The sequence below is a fragment of the Kribbella turkmenica genome, assembly GCF_004348725.1.
Classification (GTDB): domain Bacteria; phylum Actinomycetota; class Actinomycetes; order Propionibacteriales; family Kribbellaceae; genus Kribbella; species Kribbella turkmenica.
In genome coordinates, this window is record NZ_SMKR01000171.1 from 1 (window position 1) to 16,107 (window position 16,107).

The following is a 16,107-nucleotide window of genomic DNA, read 5'->3' on the forward strand; positions in this document are numbered from 1 at the left end:
GGCGGTCCCGGTGCTCGGTCGTGCCCGCCAGACCGCCGGAGCCCACCCGTCGGCTGCCTTCTGGGGTGCCGCCGCACTCGCCGGTCTCCAACTGGTTGCCCGGGGCAAACTGTTGCCCGGCGTCTCCCCGGGCGGTCACGACGCGTGGCGAGTCGGCCCGCTGGACGCCGACGACGTCAACCGTCTGCTCACACTGGCCGAGGCCATGCCGCCGGCTGCCCGGGCGCTGCCCTTGCCCGGCGAGTCCGGCGACGTCCGGCTTCCGGTGGCGGAGGAGCTGCTCCGGGGCTTCCTGGACGCGGTCGCCGACGGGATGCCCCGATCCCCCGCCGCCGCGAAGGCTCACAAGACCAGCCTCTTCACCGCCGTGAAGGCTCAGCGGGCGGAAGGGTTGCGCGCGTGGGCGGACGAGGTGTCGGTGGGGCTCGACACCGGGGTGCGGATCTCGTTGCGGATCGAGCTGCCCGAGTCGATGGTGTTCCGGGCGGTGGTGCAGTTGCACAGCTTGCAGGACCCGACGCTCGTGCGGGACGCGGACGACGTCTGGGCCGACGACGTTCCCGGCTTCGGCCCCCGGGCGCGGATCGACGCGACAGTGGCGATCCGCCGGGCCGGGCGGGTGTGGGCACCACTGTCCCGGCTGCTGGACTCCGCCGTACCGGACCGGATGGAGCTGTCCGACGAGGAGATCGCGGAGCTGCTGGCCGGCGGCGCGCAGCGGCTGGCGGCCGCGGGGGTGGACCTGCACTGGCCGCGGAGCCTCGGCCGCGCGCTCAGCGCGCGAGCCGCGATCACGTCCTCGGACGGGCCGCCGAGTGACCTGCCCAGCTTCTTCGGCGGGGACGCGACCCTCGAGTTCAGCTGGCAGGTCGCGCTCGGCGACGATCCGCTGACCGCGGCCGAGATGGACCGGTTGGCCGAGGCGACCCGTCCGGTGGTCCGCCTGCGAGACCAGTGGATGCTGATCGACCCCGACCTGGCCCGCAAGGCCCGCGAGCGCATCCTCAAACCGGTGACCGCGATCGACGCCCTGAGCGCGGCGCTCACCGGGACGACCGAGATCGACGGCCGCCAGGTCGCGGTCAAGCCCGCCGACTGGCTCGAGGACCTCCGCACCCGGATCGCCGACCCCGATCGGGTCGACGAGCCGATCGGCGCGCCGACCGGGCTCCAGGCCACCTTGCGCGAATACCAGTTGCGCGGGCTTCGCTGGCTGGCCCGGATGACCTCGCTCGGGCTCGGCGGATGTCTGGCCGATGACATGGGTCTCGGCAAGACGATCACGCTCATCTCGCTCCACCTCCACCGCCAGACCTCGCCCGTGACCGCGGGTCCGACCCTCGTCGTGTGTCCCGCGTCCCTGCTCGGCAACTGGGAGCGCGAGGTGCAGCGGTTCGCACCCGGCACTCCGGTACGCCGCTTCCACGGGTCGGCGCGGTCGCTCGACGGAGCCGATGACGGTTTCGTGCTGACGACGTACGGCACGTTGCGGCGCGACGCCGTACGGCTGGCCGGGCATCGGTGGGCGCTGGTCGTCGCGGACGAGGCGCAGCACGTGAAGAACCCGTCGTCCGGTACGGCGAAGGCGTTGCGGACCGTACCGTCGCAGGCGCGGGTGGCATTGACCGGAACGCCGGTGGAGAACAACCTCTCCGAGTTGTGGGCGATCCTCGACTGGACCACACCTGGGCTCCTCGGCCGGCTCGGAACCTTCCGGAACCAGTGGGCGACGCCGATCGAGGCGGACAAGGACGAAGAGATCGCGCAGCGGCTGGCCAAGCTCGTCCGGCCGTTCCTGCTCCGCCGGCGCAAGTCGGATCCGGGGATCGCGCCGGAGCTGCCGCCGAAGACCGAGACGGACCAGCCGGTGTCGCTCACCCGCGAGCAGGCCGTGCTGTACGAGGCGACGGTCCGCGAACTGATGACCGAGGTGAAGGCCAGCGACCGGATGGCCCGGCGGGGGCTGATCGTGAAGCTGCTGACCGGCCTCAAACAGATCTGCAACCACCCGGCGCAGTACCTGAAGGAAGGCGACGCGGCCAGGCTGACCGGGCGGTCCGGCAAGCTCGAACTGCTCGACGAGTTGCTGGAGACCATCGTCGCGGAGGACGGCGCCGTCCTGGTCTTCACGCAGTACGTCGCGATGGCGCGGCTGCTCGAACGCCACCTGGCCGAGCGCGGTATCGGGTCGCAGCTGCTGCACGGCGGCACGCCGGTGCCGAAGCGGGAGGAGATGGTCGAGCGGTTCCAGGCCGGTGACGTCCCGGTCTTCCTGTTGTCCCTCAAGGCCGCCGGTACGGGGCTCAACCTGACCCGGGCGGACCACGTCGTGCACTACGACCGGTGGTGGAATCCGGCGGTCGAGGACCAGGCGACCGACCGCGCATACCGGATCGGCCAGACGAAACCGGTCCAGGTGCACCGGTTGATTGCCGAGGGCACCATCGAGGACCGGATCGCGGCCATGCTCGCGAGCAAGCGCGAGCTCGCCGACGCGGTGCTCGCGGGCGGCGAGGCGGCGCTGACCGAGCTGTCGGACGCCGAGCTGGCGGACCTGGTCGAGCTGCGAGGTGGGCTGCGATGACCGAGGCACGAGGATTTCCGGCGTTCGAGGCGCAGCGGCGCAGTACCCGCGGCCGATCGTGGTGGGCGCGTGCCTGGGTGCAGGCGCTGGAGGACACGTCGCTGGACTCCGACCAGCTGCGCAAGGGCCGCCGGTACGCGAACTCCGGACAGGTCGGGACGATCACGATCAGTCCCGGGCGGATCGCCGCGACGGTGTACTCCCCCGACGACACGTACGAGGCGGTCGTCCGGGTCGACGAGCTGACCGAGGACGAGTGGGACCGGTTCCTCGACCAGGTCGCGGCACGCGCCGGGCACATCGCCGCACTGCTGGACGGCGAGATGCCGCACGACCTGGTCGACGCCGCGGCCGACGCGGGTGTCCCGTTGCTGCCGGGAATCGGCGACCTCGATCCGAGCTGCGGCTGCGACGGCTGGGAGCTTCCCTGCCGGCACGCGGCCGGGCTCTGCTACCAGGTCTCCTGGCTGCTCGACTCCGACCCGTTCGTCCTGCTGCTCCTCCGCGGCCGCTCCCGCGAGGATCTGCTCGACCGACTGCAGAGCCGCCAGGTCCGGGGTGGCGACGCTCCGGTCGCGCAACGGTCCGCTGCTAACGAGGCCGGGCCGGGCGGCGTGCCGATGACTGACGTGCTGGCCGCGGCGGTCACGGAACTGCCCGACGTACCGGAGTTGCCGGCCAAGGCGACGGCGGACGAGCTGGCGGTGAGCGGGATCCAACCTCCGCAGGGATTCGCGCCGGCGACGCTTCCGTTGCTGGTGCTGGACGCGTCGCGGCGCGCCCGCGCGCTCCTGAACGCGTTGCTGCACGGGACGCCGGAGCCGCAACCGCTCGACGAGTGGCAGGACACCGTCCGCCTGGCCGCCGATTTCCCCGAGCTCGCCCGACCGCTCGGCGGTGACGACGACCTCGCCCTCGGCATCCAAGCCTGGAGGTACGGCGGCGCGCCCGGGCTCGACGTCCTCGAACACACCTGGACGCCGGATCCGGCGGAGCTGGCCCGAGCCCGGACCGAGCTCGTCGCGGCCGAGTTCACCGTGGAGATCGCCGGCAACCGGATCACGGTCGGCGCGGACACCCAACTCCGCCTGGACCGCCGCGGTCGCTGGCACCCGTACCGGCGCGTCGGCGAGACCTGGACCCCGACCGCTCCCGCCACGACCGATCCCCTGAGCGCGCTCGCCACTGACTGGTAGCCGGCGGTGTCCGCTCATGCGTGACTGGTGACCGACCTCGCTGGGCCGCACCGGAAAATCCGGTGCAGCCGGTCGGCCGTCTCGGTAGGGTGTGGCCGATTTCGGAGCTGGAGGAGGTGGGTTGATGATCGCGTCGGTGGGTGCTGTCGCGTGCGCGGCAGCCGTTCCGGTCAGCCAACTCACCCGGGGGTCCGCCGGACGCGGGGCCCCTTGACCCGAAGGGGTTCCTCCGTTGTCCAGCATCACCTGGAAGACCCGCGCCGAGACGAGCGCGGACATCGGAACCATCCGTGAGGTCACCCGCCAGGCGTTCGGGCGCCAGTTCGAGGTCGACGTCCTCGACGCGCTCCGGGCCGACCCGGTCGCCTGGCTCGACGGCCTGTCGTTCGTCGCGACCGTGGAGGACCGGCCGGTCGCTCACGCGCTGCTCACCCGGTGCCATGTCGGCGACACCCCGATCCTGTCCCTCGGGCCGGTCTCCGTCCTTCCGGCGTACCAGCGGCAAGGCGGTGGCGGTGCGGCGATCAGGGCGGCGCTGGTGACAGCGCGTGAGCTCGGTGAGCAATCCGTCGTCGTGCTCGGGCACGCCGAGTATTACCCGCGGTTCGGGTTCCGGCGAGCGATCATGTTCGGCATCCGTCATCCGCATTTCGACGGGCCCAACCTGATGGCGCTCTCGCTCACCGGCGAGCCGTTGCCCGTAGGCGAGCTCCGCTATCCGGTGAACGCCTGACCGCGGGGCCGCCGAGGCGTGCGACAGTGTCCGGCAGCCCCGGCGGCCGGCGCTTGAACGTTCACATCGGAGTACGGCGCGGACTCGTAAAAGGTTCACTCAAACTCGCCGATTCACTTGCGCACGTCCCTTGTATACATGAAACAGTCGACGAGACCGCCTACTCAGGAGCACGAGATGACTACTCGCCGACTTCCGTTCCTACTGAACCGCTCCAGTTCCTCGTTCGCCGGAGCTGCTGCCGGGGTGATCGCGCTGGCGCTGATCGGCACCGCCTGCTCCCCCGTCGAGCCGGCGGGCAGCGAGGGCGGCGGCAGCAACAGTCAGCAGGCCGGCGGCCAGGACGTGTTCGGCGACCCGGCGGACCCGGCCCAGGTGAAGCCCGGCGGCACGCTGACCGTTGCCCTGTCGGCCGACCCGGACAAGCTGGATCCGACGCTGTCGCGCAGCCTCTACTCGCGCTACGTCTTCCACACCATGTGCGAGAAGCTCTACGACCTCGGACCGGACGCGAAGGTCGTCCCGCAGCTGGCGACCGCGTTGCCGACCATCTCCGCCGACGGTCTGAGTCTGACCATCCCGCTCAAGCAGGGCGTCAGGTTCGCCGACGGCGGAACCCTGGACTCGACTGCGGTGAAGGTCTCGATCGAGCGCGGCCTCACCCTGGCCGGTTCCGGACGCAAGAGCGAGCTCGGCCCGATCAGCGCGGTCGAGACGCCGGACCCGAACACCGTGGTGATCAAGCTGTCCAAGCCGTTCGCGCCGCTGACCGCCGCGCTGGCCGACCGGGCCGGCATGGTGCTCAGCCCGGCCGCGGTGTCCAGGCTCGGCGCGAACTTCTCCACCGCGCCGGTCTGCGTCGGCCCGTTCAAGTTCGCCAGCCGGGTCGCGCAGAACTCGATCAAGGTGGTCAAGGACCCGTTGTACTACGACGCCGCGAAGGTGCACCTGGACGCGATCGAGTACCGGATCATCACCGACTCCAGCATCCGCTCGGCCAACCTGAAGTCCGGTGACGCCCAGGTCGCCGACTCGCTCTCGACCCAGGACGCGCCGAGCCTGCAGCAGGACGGCACGATGACCGTGCTGCAGTCGCAGTCGCTCGGGTACCAGGGCCTGACCGTCAACATCGCGAACGCGAACGGCATCGGCAACCCGCTGAAGCCGCTGGACACCCCGATCGCCAAGGACCCGCGGATCCGGCAGGCGCTCGCGCTGTCGGTCGACCGCGAGGCACTGGTCAAGTCGATCTTCAACGGCCTGAACACGGTCGCCTGCTCGCCGGTCTCACCGAAGAGCGAGTTCACCTCCGACGCCGCCCAGGTGTGCCCGCCGCACGACCCGGCGAAGGCGAAGCAGTTGCTCGCCGACGCCGGCGCGAGTACGCCGTACAAGGTCACGATGATCACCTCGAACAACCCCGACAGCCTCCGGCTCGCGCAGGCGTTGCAGGCGATGGTCAAGGAGGGTGGGTTCGACCTGGTGATCAAGCCGGTCGAGTACGCCTCGCTGCTCGACCAGCAGGACCGCGGTGACTTCGAGCTGCTGCAGCTCGGCTGGTCCGGCCGGGTCGACCCGGACGCGAACATCTACAACTTCGTCGGTACGTCCGGCAGCCAGAACGTCGCCGGCTACAGCAATCCCGAGGTGGACGAGCTGCTGACCGACGCCCGGCAGTCGACCGACAAGGCCGACCGGGTCAAGCTGTACGGCGACGTGGTCGCCAAGCTGCAGCAGGACTTGCCCCTGATCTACCTGTACCGGCAGCGCAACCTGACCGGTGTCTCGAAGAAGGTGCTCGGCATCCAGGTCTACCCGGACGGTGTCCTGCGAGCGGCCTTCGCCGGGTTCGCGAAGTGAGGCGGTACCTCCTCGGCCGGTTGTGGCAGTCGATCGTCACGTTGATCCTGGCAACGATCGTCGTCTTCGTCGGCGTGCGCGCGTTGCCGGGTGACCCGGCGCTCGCGCTGGCCGGCGAGGACCGGGACCCGGAGTCGCTGCGGGCTATCCGGGAGCAGTACGGGCTGGACGACTCGTTGCTGGTGCAGTTCTGGCAGTTCGTCAGCCACGCGGCCCGGGGCGACCTCGGGCAGTCGATCCGGACCGGCGAGTCGGTCACCACGATGATCGCGAACGCGCTGCCGGTCACCATCGAGCTGTCGGTGCTGGCGATCCTGGTCGCCAGCGTGCTCGGGGTCGGTGCGGGTGTCGTCGCCGCCGTCCGCCGGGGGCGGCCGGCGGAGTGGGCCGCGAACGCGCTCGCCCTGCTCGGCCTGTCGGTGCCGAACTTCTGGCTCGGCCTGATGGCGATCCTCTACCTGTCGGTCGCGCTCGGGCTGTTCCCGGCGTCGGGGTTCGTGCCGTTCTTCACCGACCCGGTCGGCAACCTGCACCACCTCATCCTGCCCGCGCTGATCCTCGGCACCGGCCTGGCCGCGGTGATCATGCGGCAGACCCGGTCGTCGATGCTGGACGCGCTGAGCGCCGACTACATTCGTACGGCGGAAGCCAAAGGCCTCTCGCCGCGCGCGGTGATCGGGCGGCACGCGCTCCGCAACAGCCTGATCGTGGTGGTCACGATCGTCGGCCTGCAACTCGGCGCGCTCATCTCCGGCGCGGTGGTCACCGAGCGGATCTTCGCGCTTCCCGGGTTCGGCAAGCTGACCGTGGACGCGGTCTTCCAGCGGGACTACCCGGTGATCCAGGCGGTCGTCCTGGTGACGGCGGCGGCGTACATCCTGATCAACCTGCTCGTCGACCTGCTGTACTCGGTCATCGATCCGCGCATCCGGGTGCGGGGTGACGCCTGATGGCCATCACCGATGTCACCGTCACCGCTGGGACGCCGCTGCGCAGCAACCGGCGCAGGGTCGTCCGGCGGATGCTCCGCAACCCGCTGGCGATCTCCGGCCTGGTCGTCCTGGGACTCGCGGTGGTCCTCGCGGTGTTCGCCCCCTGGCTCGCCCCGCACGAGCCCACGCAGACCCACCTCGACCAGGCGTTCGCACCGCCCGGAACGGCCGGCTACCTGCTCGGCACCGACGACCTCGGCCGGGACGTGCTCGCCCGGATCATGTACGGGCTGCGGGCGTCGCTGCACGTCGGGCTGCTCGCGGTCGCCACGTCGCTGGCGATCGGCGTACCGCTCGGCCTGATGGCCGGGTACTTCCGGGCGATCGACGCTTTGATCTCGCGGTTCACCGACCTGGTGCTGGCGTTCCCGTTCCTGATCCTGGCCGTCGGGCTGGCCGCGATCCGCGGCGCCAGCCTGGGCAACGCGGCGATCGCGATCGGGATCGCCCAGATCCCGGGGGTGATCCGGATCGTCCGGTCGGAGACGCTGCGGCTGAAGTCGCTCGACTTCGTCGCCGCGGCGATCGTCGAGGGCGCCGGTGACGCCTGGGTGCTGGGCCGGCACATCCTGCCGAACGCCGCGTCGGTGATCATCGTCCAGGCCACGGTCGCGATCCCGGCCGCGATTCTCGGCGAGGCGGTGCTGTCGTTCCTCGGCCTCGGCATCCAGCCGCCGGCGCCGAGCCTGGGCACGATGCTGTCGGACGCCCAGCAGTTCGCCGCCCGCGCACCCTGGGCCGCGGTGATGCCCGGCGTGGCGATCATGCTGCTCACACTGGCGTTCAACGTCGTCGGCGACAGTCTGCGCGATGCGCTCGACCCGAAAGCGAGCCGCCGATGAACACCGTGCTCGAGGTGAAGAACCTCTCCGTCACCTTCCGGACCGAGGACGGCACACTGTCCGCGGTCGACCGGGTCAGTCTCGAGGTCGGTGAGAGCGAGGTGCTGGCGGTCGTCGGCGAGTCCGGCTGCGGCAAGAGCGTGAGCGCGATGAGCCTCGCCGGCCTGCTCCCCCGGACAGCCACCGTCGCCGGATCGGTGAAGCTCGACGGCATCGAGCTGATCGGCGCCGACAAGCGCACGCTCCGCTCGATCCGCGGCCGCGAGATGGCGTACATCTTCCAGGAGCCGATGACGTCGCTGAACCCGGTGTTCACCGTCGGCCACCAGATCGCCGAGGTCCTGCGGACCCACATCGGTCTCAGCCGGCAGGCCGCGCGCGACCGGTCGGTCGAGCTGCTCAAGCTGGTCGGCATTCCGTCGGCCGAGCGCCGGGTCGGCGACTACCCGCACCAACTGTCCGGCGGGATGCGGCAACGCGTGATGATCGCGATGGCGGTCGCCTGTGACCCCAAGGTGCTGATCGCCGACGAGCCGACCACCGCGCTCGACGTCACGATCCAGGCCGGCATCCTCGACGTACTGCGGGAACTGCGGGAGCGGCTCGGGACCAGCATCGTGCTGATCACGCACGACCTCGGAGTGGTCGCCGATCTGGCCGACCGGGTCGCGGTGATGTACGCCCGACGGGTGGTCGAGACCGCCGAGGTGCACGAGTTGTTCTCCCGTCCGCAGCACCCGTACACCGCGGGGCTGCTGGGCGCCTCGCCCGCGGCCGGCCGGCACGCGGAGACCCACCGCCTGAACGAGATTCCCGGCCTGGTGCCGGTCCTCGCCGAACAGCCGGACGCCTGTACGTTCGCCGACCGCTGCCCGAGAGCACTGGACACCTGTACGGCGTCCGAGCCGAACCTGACACCTGGTCCGCACCGCGTCGCGTGCTGGAACCCGGTCCGAGAACCGGTGGAGGTCTGATGGACGCGTTGGAGGTCGAAGACCTGGTCATGCACTTCGGACCGGTACGGGCGGTCGACGGCGTGACGCTGCGGATCCGCCAGGGCTCTGTGGTCGCATTGGTCGGTGAGAGTGGTTCCGGCAAGTCCACGGTGGGCCGTTGCATCGTGCGGCTGCTGGAACCGACGGGTGGGACCGTTCGGCTCGCGGGCGCGGACATCACCCACCTGAACCGTCGGCAGCTACGCCCACATCGCCGCGACGTGTCGATCGTCTTCCAGGACCCTGCGGGTTCACTGGATCCGCGGCTGTCGGTCGGGGATATCGTCGGCGAGCCACTACGGCTCATGCGCCGCAAGGACATCCCGGCGAAGGTCTCGGAGGCGTTGCGCCGGGTCGGACTGCGTCCGGAGGTCGCACAGCGGTCACCGCACGAGTTGTCCGGCGGGCAGCGCCAGCGTGTCAGCATTGCCCGCGCACTGATCTCAGAGCCGCGGCTACTCGTTGCTGACGAGCCGACCAGTGCTCTGGACGTCTCGGTCCAGGCTGCAGTGCTCAATCTGCTGGCCGACCTCCAGCGGGATCTGGGCTTCGCCTGCCTGTTCATCACGCACGACCTGTCCGCGGTCGAGTACCTCGCCGACGAGGTTGCGGTGATGTACCTGGGTCAACTGGTCGAGCGAGGCCCGCGGGCGCGCATCTTCGGCGCCCCCGCGCACCCGTACACCCAGGCCCTGCTGTCGGCCGCCCCGGTCCCGAATCCGGCCGAGCAGCGAGCGCGGAAGCCGGTGCTGCTCGGTGACGACCTGCCGTCGGCCATCGACCCGCCCAGTGGCTGCCGGTTCCACACCAGGTGCCCGGTGGCGGTCGACACATGCCGGACAGTCGTCCCCGAGCAACGCGTGATCGGCGAGGGTGGACACCAGGTCGCCTGTCACCTGGTCCAGGACGACGGCACCGGGCCAGATGTCCGCACCACCCTAGGAGTCACTCGATGACTGTATTCATGCCACGCCTACGGCGCGGCGGGTCATGGGGCGGTAGTAGCTCCCGGCCTTCCCTCGCCACTCCAGTCGCTTCGCTCCCTCCACTCCTCGGTCCAGGCCGGGAGGCCCGATGACCTTCACGACCCGGCCCACCCTGCGCGGAACGTTCGGGATGGTTTCGTCCACGCACTGGCTGGCGTCACAGTCGGCAATGCGCATCCTGGAGCTCGGTGGGAACGCGTTCGACGCCGGCGCCGCCGCAGGGTTCGTGCTGCACGTGGTCGAGCCGCACCTCAACGGGCCGGGCGGTGAGGTGCCCGGGATCATCGCCACCGCCGACGACCCGACGCCTCGCGTGCTGTGCGGTCAGGGGGTCGCTCCGGCCGGTGCGACGATCGAGCACTTCCGCTCCCTCGGTCTCGACCTCATCCCCGGCTCCGGTCCGCTGGCCGCGACCGTACCGGGTGCTGTCGACGCGTGGCTGCTCCTGCTGCGTGACCACGGCAGCATGCCGCTGCGCGTCGTACTGGAGCCTGCGATCGACTACGCGCGGAACGGACATCCGCTCGTGCCGCGGGTCGGCGAGACTGTCGGCACGGTGCAGGAGCTGTTCGAGCAGCACTGGCCGACGTCGGCGGCGCTGTGGTTGACGGACGGCCGCGCGCCGAGTGGGATGTTCCGCAACGTGGCGTACGCGGGCACGCTCGAGCGACTGGTGTCCGAGGCCGAGGCAGCCGGTGCGGACCGGCAGGCCCAGGTGGAGCGGGCCCGGAAGGCGTGGCGGGAAGGGTTCGTCGCGGAGGCGATCGACAAGTTCTCGCGCCTGCCGCACCGGGACTCGAGCGGCGAGGACCACGCCGGGCTGATCACAGGCGACGACCTGGCCGGCTTCGAGGCGACCTGGGAGGAACCGGCCACGCTCGACTGGAACGGGTACACGGTCGCCAAGACCGGGCCGTGGGGCCAGGGACCAGGTCTGCTGCAGTCGCTCGCCGTACTGGCTGAGCTCGGCGACGTCGACCTGGACAGCGCCGACGGCGTGCACACGACGGTCGAGGTGATGAAGCTGTCCTACGCCGACCGCGAAGCCTGGTACGGCGACGGCGCCGACGTACCGCTGAAGACGCTGCTCTCCCCCGCGTACGCCGCCGAACGCGCCAAGCTGATCGGCCCGGACGCGTCGACGGAGTTGCGCCCGGGCCGGCCGGACGGCCGTGCGCCGCGGCTGCCGACTGTTGCTGTGGGCAATGACCTCGGCGACGCCACGACCGGCGAGCCGACCGTGTCGTCCGAGGGCGTGACCCGCGGCGACACCTGCCACGTCGACGTGATCGACCGCTGGGGGAACGTCATCTCCGCGACCCCGAGCGGCGGCTGGCTGCAGTCGTCGCCGACGATCCCCGAACTCGGGTTCTGTCTCGGGAGCCGGGCCCAGATGTTCTGGCTCGAGGAGGGTCTCGCGTCGTCGCTGGCTCCAGGCCGGCGGCCGCGGACGACGCTGACGCCGACGCTCGTACTCCAGGACGGGCGGCCGGCGCTCGCCTGCGGATCACCCGGCGGGGACCAGCAGGACCAGTGGCAGTTGCTCTTCCTGCTGCGGCACCTCGGCGGCGGGATGGATCTGCAGGAGGCGATCGACGCGCCGGCCTGGCACACGACCGGCTTCCCGTCGTCGTTCTACCCGCGCACGACCGAGCCGGGCGGGCTGGTGATGGAAAGCCGCCTAGGTCCCGCGATCCGCGACGAACTGGTTCGCCGCGGACACGTCGTGACCGAGGGCGACGCCTGGAGTCTCGGCCGGCTGTGCGCCGTCCGCAAGGAGGCCGACGGCGTGCTGGCCGCGGCCGCCAACCCGCGCGGCATGCAGGGCTACGCCGTCGGCCGCTGAGCCTTGCCGTTGAGTGCGGCCTTCGCGGCGGCCTCGACGTGCAGGCGAGCGGCCGTGGTCGCTGCCTCGCTGTCGCCGGCCGCGATGGCCTCGACCAGGCGAATGTGTTCCTCCCACGAGTGCGGTGCGCGCTGGGCGGCGCCGACGCGGAAGACCCAGTGCACGTGGTGGTACATCGCGGCGGACATCGAGAGCAGCCAGCGGTTGCCGCTGACCGCGATCACCGCGCGGTGGAAGGCACTGTTGAGCTCGGCGACCCGGTCGAAGTCCTTGTCGTCGGTCGCCGCGCTGGCGTCGTCCAGCAACCTGCGCAGCCGCTCGACGTCCTTCGGCGTGGCCCGCTCGGCGGCGAGCCCGGCGGCCAGCGTCTCGAGTTGCCCGCGGACGGCGAACAGGTCGCGGACCGCGCTCTCGTCGAGGGTCGCGACGACAGCGCCGCGCCGCGGCAGGATCTGCACGAACCCCTCGGCCTCGACCACGCGCAGCGCCTCCCGGACCGGGTTGCGGGAGACACCGAAGTCGTCGGCCAGCCGGGTCTCGGTGAGCCGCTCGCCCTGGGCGTAGTCGCCGTCCACGATCCGGCGGCGGAGCTCCGCGAGCACCTGCTCGCGGAGCGCGACATGGTCGGCGCCGATCGTCCGCACCTCACCCGTGTGGTCCACCCGACCGTCTCCTCTCCCCCGTGCGCACTGTTCGCAGCACGCTAGCCGATCCACGCCGGCGGCGGCACGTGATCCCGGGGCGGCGCTATCTTGGCGGCTTGAGCATCACACTGACTCCCCTGACGGATCCCGACTTCCGGCCGTTCAGCCGCCGGATCGCCTGGCTCGCCACCGACGCCGACGGCAATCCGGTCGGCTCGGCGTTCCTGCGGCTCAACGGCCGCCAGTCCCAAGCCCACCTGGCCGAGCTCGAGCTGAACGTCCATCCCGCCGAGCGCCGGCGCGGGATCGGCTCCCAACTGCTCGGCGCGGTCGTGGCGGCCGCGCGTGACCATGAGGTCCGCATGGTGCTGGCCGATGCCCGGGTCGGCTCCCCGGCCGACCTCTTCCTCGAGCACCACGGTTTCGGCGTCGGCTCCACGCTGATCTACGCACGGCTGCCGCTCGCCGGAGCCGACCCGGTCGTCGAGGAGTCTCCCGGCTACCGGCTGGTGTCGTGGGCGGGCGTCGTACCGGACGAGTGGGCGCAGACCTTCACCGATGCGCGCGCGGGGATGAACGATGCGCCGACGGGCGACATCGCGTACGGCGAGGATCCGTGGGACGTCGAGCGGACCCGGCACGCCGGTCGGGTGATCGAGGAACGCGGTGAGCACCTGACCACCGTGGCCGCCGTCGACCCGGCCGGGACGATCGTCGGTTTCACCGAGCTCGTCGTACCGGGTGACGGGAACGGCGACGCGCAGCACTACGGCACCGCCGTACTCCCCGACCATCGCGGCCACGGCCTGGCGTTGTGGATGAAGGTGGAACAGATCCGCCAGGCCCGTGTCCGCTTCCCGGATCTCGCGGGGCTGCTGACCGACACCGTCAGCACCAACACTCCGATGCAACGCGTCAACCACCGCCTCGGCTACCGCCCCACCCACACCGACAACCGCCGCACGCTCGATATCTGTACCTATTAGTATGTCGTGATGCCCCTGGTCCGTATCGACGCCCTCCCAGCCGGCACCGATCGGCTCGACGCCCTCGGCCGCGCGGTGCACGACGCGCTCGTCGAGACCATCGACATCCCGCCGAACGATCTCTTCCAGGTGCTGACCAGCCACGACGGCTCGACCAGCACCCTGCGGTACGCCGACTTCCTCGACGTACCGCGGGACGACGACGTCGTGTTCGTCGCGATCACGATGCGCGCCGGCCGCCCGCCCGAGGTGAAGCAGGCGATGTACCGCAGGATCTCCGAGCTGGTCGAGAAGTACGCCGGCACCGACCCGCGCAACGTCCTGGTCACGGTCACCGAGAACGCGTCACCGGACTGGTCCTTCGGCCACGGACTCGCGCAGTATCTCCAGAGCGTCGGATCTCTGGAGCGTCCGTCGATGGCCCGTGGATCCGCGGAACTACTGGCCGAGGATCTTCTGGACGGCGGCTGTGGTGATCGGGTGGTAGCCGGGGCGGGCCTTCGCGAAGACCTCTGAGGCGAACGCGCGGTCCGTGCCCGCCAGCGCGCGGTAGACCGGCAGGACCAGCTTCATCCGGCCGACACGACTGAGGAACGACGCCAGTTCGGCGTACGACGGTTCGTAGCTGCTCGCGGCGACGATCTGGTACCAGCGCCTGGCGATCTCGCCGTTCGCCGTACCGGTCAGCTCGAAGGCCCGGTCCAGCTGCTGCAGGTGCTCCGCGCGCAGTACGTCCGGCGCCGCGTCGAGGAACCGCAACCACTCCTGCGTCGTCCAGGTGCCCGCGCCGGCCGGCAGCTCACCGGTCGTCAGCCAGTTGTCCCGGGCCCGGTCGACCGCCGCGAACCGCTCCGACTCCGCCCGACGCGCGAACGCCGGAATCCCCGGCTCGTCCAGCCACGCCGCCAGTTCAACCTCCGTCACCACACCAGGGTTCGGCGCGAGCAGGTGCTCCCGCAGGTGCGCGACGAAGTCGCCGGAGTCGATGCTGCGAAACGCGAACCGGTCGAAGTACCCGCGCAGGAACGGGTCGAACACCTCCCGGGAGAACCGCTCCTCCAGCCAGGACAGGAACCACGATCCCTTGAGCGGCCCGCACGACGTCGTGCCGTGGTACTCGGTCCCGTGGTTCAGCCCCGGGAGCTCGACCGCCAGCTCGGCCGGGGTCAGCGGGTCCAGCTTCACCACGGTCGCGTGCTGCTTGATCGCCGTCTCCATCATTGCGAACTCGGTGCCGTAGACCGCCTCGACGATCCGGTTCTCGACGTACGAGGTGAAGCCCTCGTTCAGCCAGATGTCGTCCCAGCTGTCCTGGGTGACCAGGTTGCCCGACCAGCTGTGCGCGAGCTCGTGCGCGACCACGCTGACCAGCGACTTGTCGCCGATCACCAGGGTCGGGGTCGCGAACGTCATCCGCGGGTTCTCCATCCCGCCGTACGGGAACGACGGCGGCAGCACGAGCAGGTCGTAGCGGCCCCACCGGTACGGCCCGAAGAGCTCCTCGGTGACCCGCATCATCTCCTCGGTGTCGCCGAACTCGGTCGCCGCCCGCTTCGCCATCTCCGGCTCGGCCCACACGCCGCTGCGGTCGCCGATCGGCTCGAACACCAGGTCCCCGGCCGCGATCGCGAGCAGGTACGACGGGATCGGCTCGGGCATCACCACGTCGTACGAGCCGGTACGCCGGGAGGTCGTGCCGTTGTCCGCACTCATCAGCACCATCAGCTCGGGCGGAGCGGTGACGTGCGCGGCGTAGCTGAACCGCACGCCGGGCGTGTCCTGCACCGGCACCCAACTGCGGGCGTGGATCGCCTGCGACTGGCTGAACATGAACGGCATCACGCCACCCGCCGTCATCGACGGCTCCAGCCACTGCAGGCCGGTCGCGGTCGGCGCGGTGCGGTAGCTCACCCGCACACGCTCGTGCAGCGCGGTCCGGATGTGCAGGGCCGAACCGAGCTCCGGATCCGGTACGGCGAGGCTGTACTCGAGCGGCTCCCACCCGTCCGCGGTCGCACCCTCCACCGCGAGCACCGTCAGGTCCCGGGTGTCGAGCACGAGCCGGTCACCGGCACCGGTCCACGCGAGCGTGTGGGTGGCGCTGCCGGCCAGCACCTTCGCGCTGAAGTCGAGCTCGAGATCGAGTTCGAGGTGGGTGGTCCGAACCAGAGCAGGTTCGGCGTACGAGTGGCGATCGTGCGTCACGGGATGCTCCCCGAGTGAGGTGTCCGAGGAACAGTACCCACGGCCGGCCTGGTTGCGGCGGCCAATCTGGGCCAGCCGCACCACCGTGCCAAAAGGCCCGGATTTGATCAGACCGGCACTCTGGACACATGCGGACACACCCGTGGGCCGCCACCCGGCCGCTGGCGGCCGTCCTCACCGTGCTGGCCACGGCAGCGTGCACCAGCCCGAGTGCCCCACGTCCTCCGACGCCGTCCGC

Annotated in this window: 13 protein-coding genes; 11 read left to right on the forward strand and 2 right to left on the reverse strand. The window is 70.8% G+C overall.

Features of this window, described 5'->3' with window-relative positions; genetic code table 11:
- The 9 genes from E1218_RS29380 to E1218_RS29420 form a co-directional block, all read left to right on the forward strand.
- The coding region (locus E1218_RS29380) for a DEAD/DEAH box helicase (RefSeq protein ID WP_233712557.1) at nucleotides 1-2,584 on the forward strand (2,584 nt) is incomplete at its 5' end.
- Nucleotides 2,581-3,780, forward strand: coding sequence for an SWIM zinc finger family protein (locus tag E1218_RS29385; protein WP_132326086.1), 1,200 nt, complete (start codon nucleotides 2,581-2,583; stop codon nucleotides 3,778-3,780). The genes E1218_RS29380 and E1218_RS29385, both read left to right, overlap by 4 nt.
- A 232-nt stretch (nucleotides 3,781-4,012) precedes the next feature.
- A complete protein-coding gene (locus E1218_RS29390; protein ID WP_233712558.1) occupies nucleotides 4,013-4,513 on the forward strand; it encodes a GNAT family N-acetyltransferase in 501 nt (166 codons plus the stop codon).
- Nucleotides 4,514-4,690: 177 nt separating this feature from the next.
- Entirely contained in the window at nucleotides 4,691-6,373 is a 1,683-nt protein-coding gene (locus E1218_RS29395) for an ABC transporter substrate-binding protein (RefSeq protein WP_132326088.1), read from the forward strand.
- Complete coding sequence (locus E1218_RS29400; RefSeq protein WP_132326090.1) at nucleotides 6,370-7,323, forward strand: ABC transporter permease; 954 nt, start codon at nucleotides 6,370-6,372, stop codon at nucleotides 7,321-7,323. Before E1218_RS29395 ends, E1218_RS29400 begins: the two co-directional genes overlap by 4 nt.
- Nucleotides 7,323-8,207, forward strand: coding sequence for an ABC transporter permease (locus E1218_RS29405; RefSeq protein WP_132326092.1), 885 nt, complete (start codon nucleotides 7,323-7,325; stop codon nucleotides 8,205-8,207). Before E1218_RS29400 ends, E1218_RS29405 begins: the two co-directional genes overlap by 1 nt.
- Entirely contained in the window at nucleotides 8,204-9,181 is a 978-nt protein-coding gene (locus E1218_RS29410; RefSeq protein WP_132326094.1) for an ABC transporter ATP-binding protein, read from the forward strand. Before E1218_RS29405 ends, E1218_RS29410 begins: the two co-directional genes overlap by 4 nt.
- Nucleotides 9,181-10,158, forward strand: coding sequence for an ABC transporter ATP-binding protein (locus E1218_RS29415; RefSeq protein WP_132326096.1), 978 nt, complete (start codon nucleotides 9,181-9,183; stop codon nucleotides 10,156-10,158). The genes E1218_RS29410 and E1218_RS29415 overlap by 1 nt, the downstream gene beginning before the upstream one ends.
- 118 nt (nucleotides 10,159-10,276) lie before the next feature.
- Nucleotides 10,277-12,034, forward strand: a complete 1,758-nt coding sequence (locus E1218_RS29420) for a gamma-glutamyltransferase family protein (protein ID WP_132326098.1) — start codon at nucleotides 10,277-10,279, stop codon at nucleotides 12,032-12,034.
- On the opposite strand, the gene E1218_RS29425 is transcribed toward E1218_RS29420, so the two are convergent.
- Nucleotides 12,016-12,696: a GntR family transcriptional regulator gene (locus E1218_RS29425; protein WP_165949470.1), complete on the reverse strand. Its 681-nt coding sequence runs from the start codon at nucleotides 12,694-12,696 to the stop codon at nucleotides 12,016-12,018. The genes E1218_RS29420 and E1218_RS29425 overlap by 19 nt on opposite strands.
- Nucleotides 12,697-12,794: 98 nt before the next feature.
- Here E1218_RS29425 and E1218_RS29430 point away from each other — a divergent pair, with 98 nt between their 5' ends.
- Complete coding sequence (locus E1218_RS29430; protein ID WP_132326102.1) at nucleotides 12,795-13,664, forward strand: GNAT family N-acetyltransferase; 870 nt, start codon at nucleotides 12,795-12,797, stop codon at nucleotides 13,662-13,664.
- A gap of 9 nt (nucleotides 13,665-13,673) precedes the next feature.
- On the forward strand, nucleotides 13,674-14,180 hold the full coding sequence (locus tag E1218_RS29435; RefSeq protein ID WP_132326104.1) for a tautomerase family protein: 507 nt from the start codon (nucleotides 13,674-13,676) through the stop codon (nucleotides 14,178-14,180).
- On the opposite strand, the gene E1218_RS29440 is transcribed toward E1218_RS29435, so the two are convergent.
- Nucleotides 14,103-15,869, reverse strand: coding sequence for a M1 family metallopeptidase (locus E1218_RS29440; protein ID WP_132326106.1), 1,767 nt, complete (start codon nucleotides 15,867-15,869; stop codon nucleotides 14,103-14,105). The genes E1218_RS29435 and E1218_RS29440 overlap by 78 nt on opposite strands.
- Nucleotides 15,870-16,107: the final 238 nt, after the last annotated feature.

Coding starts and splice junctions, on each gene's coding strand:
- E1218_RS29385 (WP_132326086.1), top strand. CDS start 2,581: ATGACCGAGGCACGAGGATTTCCGGCGTTCGAGGCGCAGCGGCGCAGT.
- E1218_RS29435 (WP_132326104.1), top strand. CDS start 13,674: ATGCCCCTGGTCCGTATCGACGCCCTCCCAGCCGGCACCGATCGGCTC.
- E1218_RS29415 (WP_132326096.1), top strand. CDS start 9,181: ATGGACGCGTTGGAGGTCGAAGACCTGGTCATGCACTTCGGACCGGTA.
- E1218_RS29410 (WP_132326094.1), top strand. CDS start 8,204: ATGAACACCGTGCTCGAGGTGAAGAACCTCTCCGTCACCTTCCGGACC.
- E1218_RS29420 (WP_132326098.1), top strand. CDS start 10,277: ATGACCTTCACGACCCGGCCCACCCTGCGCGGAACGTTCGGGATGGTT.
- E1218_RS29395 (WP_132326088.1), top strand. CDS start 4,691: ATGACTACTCGCCGACTTCCGTTCCTACTGAACCGCTCCAGTTCCTCG.
- E1218_RS29405 (WP_132326092.1), top strand. CDS start 7,323: ATGGCCATCACCGATGTCACCGTCACCGCTGGGACGCCGCTGCGCAGC.